Genomic DNA, 7,257 nt, shown 5'->3' with positions numbered 1-7,257 from the left:
GCCCTCGCCCCTGCGCCCCGCCGTCCCCGCCCTGCTCGCCGCGCACGCCGGCCGCCGAATCGCGGTACTGGCCAGCGGGGACCCCATGTTCTACGGCATCGGCCGCGCCCTCGCCGAGGAGGCCGGTGACCGGCTGCGCGTCCTGCCGCACCCCTCGTCCGTCTCCTACGCGGCCGCCCGCCTCGGCTGGCCGCTGGAGGACGTCGAGGTCGTCACGCTCGTCGGCAGACCCGCCGCCCGCCTGGCCGCCGCCCTGCACGAGGGCCGTCGGCTCCTTGTGCTCAGCGCGGACGCCGGCACGCCCGCCGAGGTCGCCGCCCTGCTGCGGGACCGGGGCTTCGGGCCGAGCCGGATGCGCGTCCTGGAACAGCTCGGCGGGGAGCGGGAACGGACGGGTACCGGGACCACCGCCGACGACTGGGCGCGGACACACCCGCCCGGCGACCCCCTCAACATCGTCGCCGTCGAGTGCCGGCGGGCCCCGGACACCCTGCGGCTCGGCGCCGCCCCCGGCCTTCCCGACGAGGCCTACGAGCACGACGGACAGCTCACCAAGCGGTATGTGCGCGCCGCCACGCTGGCCGCGCTCGCCCCGGCACCCGGCGAACTGCTGTGGGACGTCGGCGGCGGGTCCGGCTCGATCGCCATCGAGTGGATGCGTACGCACCCCTCCTGCCGGGCGGTCACCGTCGAACGCGACCCGGTGCGGGCCGAACGCATCACCCGCAACGCCGACCGGCTCGGCGTGCCCGGCCTGCGGGTCGTCACCGGTGGAGCGCCCGGCGCGCTGGCCGAACTGCCACAGCCGGACGCCGTGTTCATCGGTGGCGGCCTCACCGTGCCGGGCCTCCTCGACGCCTGCCTCCAGGCGCTTCCCCTCGGCGGGCGGCTGGTCGCCAACACCGTGACGCTGGAGTCCGAGGCGCTGCTCGCCGCCGCACACCGCCGCCACGGCGGCGAGCTGGTACGGCTCGCGGTGGCGCACACCGTGCCCGTGGGCGGCTTCACCGGGTGGCGGCAGGCGATGCCGGTGACCCAGTGGGCCGTGGAGAAGACCCTCGACACCCTTCCAGGAGCAGACAGATGACCGTGTACTTCATCGGGGCCGGCCCCGGTGCCGCCGACCTGATCACGGTCCGCGGCGCCCGTACGCTCGCCGCCTGCCGGGTCTGCCTGTACGCGGGCAGCCTCGTCCCGCGCGAACTGCTGGCCGAATGCCCGCCGGACGCACGGCTGGTGGACACCGCCCAGCTCGACCTGGACCAGATCACCGCCGAGGTGCTGCGTGCCCACGAGGAGGGCCACGACGTGGCCCGGCTGCACTCCGGGGACCCGTCCGTGTTCAGCGCGGTCGCCGAGCAGATGCGACGGCTGGACGCGGCCGGAGTGCCGTACGAGGTGGTGCCGGGCGTGCCCGCCTTCGCCGCGGCGGCGGCTGCCCTGAAGCGGGAGCTGACCGTGCCGACGGTCGGCCAGACCGTCATCCTCACCCGCATCGCCCAGCGCGCCACCGCCATGCCGGAGGGCGAGGACCTGGCCACCCTCGGCCGCAGCGGTGCGCTGATCGTGCTGCACCTGGCCGCCCGGTACGTGGACCGCGTCGTCGAGGAACTCCTCCCGCACTACGGCGCGGACTGTCCCGTCGCGGTCGTCGCGTACGCGTCCCGGCCCGACGAGCTGATCCTCCGGGGCACGCTCGTGGACATCGCCGGGCAGGTGAAGGGGGCGGGTGTGCTGCGTACGGCTGTGATCATGGTCGGCCGGACGCTGGGTGCGCAGCAGTTCAGGGACAGCCACCTGTACTCGCCGGGACGGGACCGGCACAGCTGTTGAGCGGGCCGGTTGGGTTCGTTGTCGGACGCGGGTCCGGTGGGGCTTCTCGCGCAGTTCCCCGCGCCCCTAAAAGATTCAGGCCCCGGTGGGCCTGAAGGCGAAAGCCGGTGGGCCTGAAGGTGACGGGCTGGTGGGTCTGAAGGTGACGGGCTGGTGGGTCTGAAGGTGACGGGCTGGTGGGCTTGAAGGTGACGGGCTGGTGGGTCTGAAGGTGACGGGCTGGTGGGTCTGAAGGTGACGGCCCGGTGGGTCTGAAGGTGACGGCCCGGTGGGTCTGAAGGCGACGGCCGGTGGGCTTGAAGGTGACGGCTGGCGGGTCTGAAAAGCATGGGGCGTAGCCCCGGCTTTTCAGGGGCGCGGGGAACTGCGCGAGAAGCCCCACCGGACCCGTAGTCGCCAACGAACCCGAGCCACCCGAGCCCGAGGGCGCCCCGGCACCCGGTGCTAGGCTCACCATGCCTCCCGCGGGGGAAGTCCGGTGAGAACCCGGCGCTGACCCGCAACGGTGTGCGCGACGGTCGAACAGACCGTCGTGCGAGCCCGATCGCCCGTGGGTGGTGCGACCCGTTGAACGCTCGCCGTGGACTGCGAGAGGGGACCGAACGGCCGGCGTGCCGTACGGGCTGCTCCTGACCGACGTCCCACCAGGCGGCCCAAGGCGAAGGACCGCCCCGACCGTGCGCCGCAGCCCCACCCCCAGCCGCATACCCCTGCCCCCGCTGATCCTCGGCCTCGCACTCCTGCTGCTGCTGTCGCTCGTCGGCGGCACCGGCCTGGGCGCCGCCGGCATCGGATGGACGGACGTCCTCCGGTTCCTGTGGGCCGGGCTCACCGGCGGGACCGTGCACGCCGGGGACGCCGCCTCGTACACCATCGTCTGGGAGATCCGGCTGCCGCGCGTCGTGCTCGGTGCCGTCGTCGGCGCCGGACTCGCGTCCGTCGGGGTGGCCGTCCAGGCGATCGTGCGCAACGCGCTCGGCGACCCGTTCGTGCTCGGCATCTCCTCCGGCGCGGCGGTGGGCGCCAACGCGGTCATCCTGCTCGGCGCGTTCGCCGGGCTCGGGATCTGGGCGCTGTCCGCGTCGGCGTTCCTCTCGGCGCTCGGCGCGATGGCGTTGGTGTACGCCGTGGCCCGCTCGCCGCACGGGCTGACCCCGCTGCGGCTGGTCCTGACCGGTACGGCACTGGCGTACGGCTTCGAAGCGGTCACCACGGTCATGGTGTTCGGCGCGGCCCGCGGCGAGGCTGCGCGGTCGGCGCTGATGTGGCTGCTGGGCAGTCTCGGCGGGGCGACCTGGGCGCAGGTGCCGCTCGTCGCCGTGACCGTGGCGGCGGGGTGGGCCTGGCTGCGTCGGCGGGCCGAATCGCTCAACGCCCTCGCCATGGGCGACGAGACCTCGGCCGCACTCGGTGTCCGACCGGAGCGGCTGCGCAGGGAGCTGTTCCTCGTCACCGCCGCCGTGACCGGGACCGTGGTCGCGGTCAGCGGGGCCATCGGCTTCGTCGGGCTGATGGTGCCGCACGTCGTGCGGATGCTGGTCGGCGCCGACCACCGGCGGGTGCTGGCGGTGGCCCCGCTCGTCGGCGCCGTGCTCCTGGTGTGGGCGGACGTACTGTCCCGGCTGCTGCTCGCCCCCGCCGAACTGCCCGTCGGAGTGATCACCGCCGTGGTCGGGGTGCCCGCCTTCCTGGTGCTGATGCGGCGCGGCGGCTACGCGTTCGGAGGCCGCTGACCATGCGACTCGACATCGACGGCGTGAGCGTCGAGGCCGCCGGGGCCCGACTGGTCGACGACATCCGGCTCACCGCCGACAGCGGGGCGTTCGTCGGCCTCGTCGGCCCCAACGGCAGCGGTAAGTCGACGCTGTTGCGCTGTGTGTACCGGGCCCTGCGCCCGGCCGCCGGCGGGGTGCGGCTGGACGGCGAGGACGTGCACGCGATGCCGCCCCGGGCCGCGGCCCGGGTGCTGGCCGCGCTGCCGCAGGAGTCGTCCGCCGAGTTCGACTTCACAGTCGCCGAGGTGGTCGCCATGGGACGGCTGCCGCACCGGGACCGCACGGCCGCCTCCGACGCGGAGATCTGCGTGCGGGCCATGGGCCGCACCGGCGTGGACCACCTCGCCGACCGGGGGTTCCTGGCTCTGTCCGGCGGCGAGAAACAGCGCGTCCTGCTCGCCCGCGCCCTCGCCCAGCAGCCCCGGGTGCTCGTCCTCGACGAACCCACCAACCACCTCGACATCGCCCACCAGTTGGACGTCCTGTCCCTGGTGCGCGACAGCGGCGTCACCGTGCTCGCCGCCCTGCACGACCTCAACCTGGCCGCCGCGCACTGCGACGTCCTGTACGTGATCGCGGACGGCCGGATCGTCACGTCGGGCCCGCCCCACGACGTCCTGCGACCGGACCTGCTCGCCGAGGTGTTCGGGGTCCGCGCGCATCCCGTACGGCACCCGGCGACCGGCGCCGTGCAACTCCTGTTCGACCTGCTCCCCTCCACGACCTGAGGACCCCCATGCGCAAGCTGCTCGCCGCCGCCCTCTGTCTCGCCGCGACCGCCACCGGATGCGGCGCGACCGTCGAATCGTCGGCGGACGCCAAGTCCCCGTCCGCCCAGAAGGCGGTCACCCTCACCAACTGCGGTCAAAGGGTCACCTTCGACAAGGTCCCCGAGCGCGTGGTCACCAACGACGTCGGGATCACCGAGCTGATGTTCGCCCTCGGTCTGGAGGACCGCATGGCCGGGTTCGCCATGCCCGACGACAAGGGTGACCTGAGCGGTGTGCCCTGGAAGGACGGCTACGACAAGGTGACGTGGCTGTCGAAGGACCAGCTCACCAAGGAGAACGTCCTCGACGCCAAGGCCGACCTCGTCTTCGCCGGCTGGAACTACGGCTTCCGCGAGGACGCCGGCTTCACCCCCGACACCCTGAAGAAGCTCGGCGTCCCCTCCTACATCCTCACCGAGTCCTGCCGCAACGGCCGGACCGAGACCTCGCGCGGCATCATGCCGCCCCTGGACGCCCTCTACACCGACCTCACCAACCTCGGAAAGCTGTTCGGCGTCGAGAAGCGGGCAGCCACCCTCATCGCCGACTTCAAGAAGCAGATCGCGGGTGTGCGCGCCGAGGCGCCCGCGAAGAAGCCCAAGGTCTTCCTGTACGACAGCGGCCAGGACCAGCCCTTCACCTCCGGCCGCTACGCCGCCCCCGAGCAGATCATCACCGAGGCCGGCGGGGTCAACGTCATGCACGACGTCGAGGACTCCTGGACCACCGTCGGCTGGGAGAGCGTCGTCCAGCGGGACCCCGACACCATCGTCATCTGCGACTACGGGGACGTCAGCGCCGAGCAGAAGAAGAAGTTCCTGCTCTCCTACGCCCCGCTGCGCAACGTCTCCGCGATCAAGCACAGGCGGATCTTCGTCCTCGACTACGTCGACCTGGTGGAGAGCCCCCGCAACCCGTCGGCCGTCGCCCGCCTCGGCGCCTACCTCCGGACTGTCTCGGGGAGTTAGCGGACCGAGCTGCGGCCCACGACCGTGCCCGCCCGGTCGATGCAGATGACGTCGACCGCGACGGGTGCGCCCCGCAGCACGGCCAGGGCCTCGTCGCGGGCCGTCGTCGCGACCAGGTCGCCGAGCGGCACCCCGGCCGCCATGCACAGCTGGAGCGCGGCGAGCCCGGTGTTGGCGTCGGCCACCTCGGCGGCCAGTGCCTCGTCCGCGCCGCCGCGCCGGGCCAGCTCGGCGAGGAAGCCCTTGTCGACCTGGGAGCGGGCCGAGTGCAGGTCGAGATGGCCGGCGGCGAGCTTGGAGAGCTTGGCGAAGCCGCCGCAGATGGTCAACCGGTCGACGGGATGCCGGCGCACGTACTTGAGCACCGCGCCCGCGAAGTCGCCCATGTCGAGCAGCGCGTCGTCGGGCAGCTCGTACTCGGCGACGACCGTCTTCTCCGACGTCGACCCCGTGCACCCGGCGACATGCGTGCGCCCGGCCGCGCGCGCCACGTCCACGCCCCGCCGGATGGAGTCGATCCACGCCGAGCAGGAGTACGGGACGACGATCCCGGTCGTCCCCAGGATGGACAGGCCGCCGAGGATGCCGAGGCGGGGGTTCCAGGTGGAGCGGGCGATCTCCTCACCGTGGTCGACGGAGAGGGTGATCTCGACATCGCCGGTGCCGCCGTGGCGGGCGGCGACCTCGGCGACGTGGTCCCGCATCATCTGCCGGGGGACCGGGTTCACGGCCGGTTCGCCGACGGCCAGGGGCAGGCCCGGACGAGTGATCGTGCCGACGCCGGGGCCGGCCCGGAAGACCACCCCGGCCCCGGCGGGCAGCCGCCGTACGGTGGCCCGGACCAGCGCGCCGTGCGTGACGTCCGGATCGTCGCCCGCGTCCTTCACGATCCCCGCCATCGCGCTCCCGCCGGTCAGCTCCTCGACGGCGAGCGCGAACGACGGGGTCTGGCCCTTCGGCAGGGTGATGGTCACCGGGTCGGGGAACTCGCCGGTCAGCAGCGCGGTGTACGCGGCCGTCGTGGCGGCGGTCGCACAGGCACCGGTGGTCCAGCCGTGCCGCAGACCGGTGTGCTTGAGTTGGGCCGCACGACCACCCTTGGCCTCGCCGACGTCGTTCGTCGCACCGGCGTCTTTCGCCACACCGACGTCTTTCGCTTCACCGCTCATGAACGGACCCGGACTTCCATGCACGTACTGATACTCGGCGGAACCACGGAGGCCCGCCGCCTGGCCGAACTGCTGCACGGCGCACCTGGCCTCAGGCTGACCAGCTCCCTCGCCGGACGGGTCGCCAGCCCCCGGCTGCCTCCGGGCGAGGTCCGCGTCGGCGGCTTCGGCGGGGCCGAGGGGCTGGCCGCCTGGCTGCGCGAGCACGGGGTGGACGCGCTCATCGACGCCACCCATCCTTTCGCCGGGACCATGAGTTTCCACGCGGCACGGGCGGCCGCCACCACCCATGTTCCCCTGCTCGCGCTGCGCCGGCCCGGCTGGGTCCCGGCCGACGGCGACGACTGGCACGACGTCGGCTCCCTGGAGGAGGCCGCGGGCCTGCTGCCCACGCTCGGCCGACGCGTGTTCCTCACCACCGGGCGCATGGGCCTGGCCGCGTTCGCCGCCCTGGACGACCTGTGGTTCCTCGTACGGTCCGTAGACCCGCCCGAGACCCCGCACCCGGCCCGGACGGAGGTGCTGCTCGACCGGGGCCCCTTCACCCTCGACGGGGAGCGGGAACTGCTGCGCCGCCACCGCGTCGACGTCGTCGTGACGAAGGACAGCGGGGGAGCCGCCACCGCGCCGAAGCTGACCGCGGCCCGTGAGGCCGGGGTGCCCGTCGTCGTGGTGCGCAGGCCGCCCGTGCCCGAGGGCGTCACCGCGGTGGCGGACCCGGAGGCGGCGGCCCGCTGGGTCC

The 7,257-nt window shown here is 73.5% G+C and carries 7 protein-coding genes; 6 read left to right on the top strand and 1 reads right to left on the bottom strand.

Annotated features, from left to right (window positions below; all coding sequences use genetic code 11):
- The 5 genes from AWZ10_RS01520 to AWZ10_RS01500 form a co-directional block, all read left to right on the top strand.
- A partial coding sequence (locus AWZ10_RS01520) for a bifunctional cobalt-precorrin-7 (C(5))-methyltransferase/cobalt-precorrin-6B (C(15))-methyltransferase (protein WP_060890251.1) occupies window positions 1–1,087 on the top strand: 1,087 nt, incomplete at its 5' end.
- Window positions 1,084–1,833: a precorrin-4 C(11)-methyltransferase gene (cobM, locus tag AWZ10_RS01515; protein WP_046710115.1), complete on the top strand. Its 750-nt coding sequence runs from the start codon at window positions 1,084–1,086 to the stop codon at window positions 1,831–1,833. The genes AWZ10_RS01520 and cobM, both read left to right, overlap by 4 nt.
- A gap of 677 nt (window positions 1,834–2,510) precedes the next feature.
- A complete protein-coding gene (locus AWZ10_RS01510) occupies window positions 2,511–3,566 on the top strand; it encodes a FecCD family ABC transporter permease (RefSeq protein WP_060890250.1) in 1,056 nt (351 codons plus the stop codon).
- A gap of 2 nt (window positions 3,567–3,568) precedes the next feature.
- Window positions 3,569–4,336, top strand: coding sequence for an ABC transporter ATP-binding protein (locus AWZ10_RS01505; RefSeq protein ID WP_046708052.1), 768 nt, complete (start codon window positions 3,569–3,571; stop codon window positions 4,334–4,336).
- Window positions 4,337–4,344: 8 nt separating this feature from the next.
- Window positions 4,345–5,346: an ABC transporter substrate-binding protein gene (locus AWZ10_RS01500; RefSeq protein WP_060890249.1), complete on the top strand. Its 1,002-nt coding sequence runs from the start codon at window positions 4,345–4,347 to the stop codon at window positions 5,344–5,346.
- Here AWZ10_RS01500 and AWZ10_RS01495 read toward each other — a convergent pair.
- Entirely contained in the window at window positions 5,343–6,515 is a 1,173-nt protein-coding gene (locus tag AWZ10_RS01495; protein WP_046708050.1) for a cobalt-precorrin-5B (C(1))-methyltransferase, read from the bottom strand. The genes AWZ10_RS01500 and AWZ10_RS01495 overlap by 4 nt on opposite strands.
- 18 nt (window positions 6,516–6,533) lie before the next feature.
- Here AWZ10_RS01495 and AWZ10_RS01490 point away from each other — a divergent pair.
- On the top strand, window positions 6,534–7,257 hold a 724-nt coding region (locus AWZ10_RS01490), incomplete at its 3' end, for a cobalt-precorrin-6A reductase (protein ID WP_060890248.1).

Origin of the sequence: Streptomyces europaeiscabiei, assembly GCF_001550375.1 — a bacterium.
Taxonomy (GTDB): Bacteria; Actinomycetota; Actinomycetes; order Streptomycetales; family Streptomycetaceae; genus Streptomyces; species Streptomyces europaeiscabiei.
The sequence above is the reverse complement of the archived record's forward strand: the minus strand, read 5'-3'. Positions and strand labels throughout refer to the sequence as shown.